Origin of the sequence: Pseudomonas sp. HMWF006 (genome assembly GCF_003061205.1) — a bacterium.
Lineage (GTDB): Bacteria > Pseudomonadota > Gammaproteobacteria > Pseudomonadales > Pseudomonadaceae > Aquipseudomonas > Aquipseudomonas monsensis.
The window spans coordinates 12,974-14,046 of record NZ_QAIU01000637.1 but is presented as its reverse complement, the minus strand read 5'-3'; the positions used below and the strand labels follow the sequence as shown (position 1 = coordinate 14,046).

Here is a 1,073-nt window from a genome sequence, read left to right as displayed (position 1 = left end):
AGTCATTAATGCTGCTGAATAACAAGCGCACTGTATTGACGTTGTGAAGTTGTTTGAGGCTGAACTCTTTCTGTTCGCCGGGGGCGATCATCATCGAATCAAAAGGGTGTTCGCTGCCTGCGCCGGATTGCAGGGTGATATCGGCAATCGACACGTGATACTGGCCCGGGTTGTTCACCTGCAGTACTCGTTTGCCGGCACGTTCAGCCAGGCGCCAGGTCAATTCGCTCGGCGCTAGATACGCGTTGTTTTTCAGTGCCGGCGGGCGGAAGAACACCTTGATGCGCTGGCGCACGGCCAGTTGCAAAGTGTTGGCCGATTTCGCCGACTGGGGAATTTCCTGCACGTTGAGCCAGACCACCGACTCGCGGTCGGTCGGCATGCCCGCGCCTTCGTAGATCACCCGCAAGATCTGCTGTTCGTCGCCGCTGACGCGCACCAGTGGCGGCGTGACGGCAAAGGGTACCGCGGCGGTTTCACTGGAATCGGTGTCGATCCACGACTGAATCAGTACATCTGCACCGCTGTTACGCACGGTGATCCCGGCTTCCTTGTGTTGGCCGTCGAAGACCAGACGGGTGCTGCTCAAGGAAATGCCGGCCATGGCCTGATTGGCCACGAGCAGACCCAAAAGGCCCGCACAAAAGGACAATGAGTGACGATAAAACATAGGGGGTACCGCACAATTGAATGAGGGTGCAGGGCCGACCGGCCCCGCACCAGGCGTGAGTGTTCGCGCGGGTTATTCGTATTGCAGCGTGAACGGCAGGGTGGCATCGCCACGACCGGCAACGGCGGTTGCCACGTCGGCGGTGGTGACGTAGGCGGCCGAGAATTTCAGCGTGGTGTTGCTGTCTTGCAGGGTATTTTCGATCTTCGCGGTGGACGGCGAGCTCAGGTCGATCAACGCGCCGTTGGAGTCGAGCAAGGCGATACCGATGTTCTTCGCAGCGCCCAGGCCGTCGATCAGCTTCAGCACTTTGGTCCCGGCAACGATGCCCGAGCCTGCGCCCTTGGTCGGTTCGAAAATCATCGCCACTTTGGTGCCGGCGTTGCAGTTGATCTTCATGTCG

At 59.4% G+C, this 1,073-nt stretch carries 2 protein-coding genes; both read right to left on the bottom strand.

Translation table 11 applies throughout. The features are described 5' to 3' along the window. A partial coding sequence (locus DBR24_RS29565) for a molecular chaperone (protein ID WP_146189151.1) occupies positions 1-670 on the bottom strand: 670 nt, incomplete at its 3' end. A gap of 72 nt (positions 671-742) precedes the next feature. Continuing rightward, the coding region (locus tag DBR24_RS34400) for a fimbrial protein (protein WP_256591973.1) at positions 743-1,073 on the bottom strand (331 nt) is incomplete at its 5' end.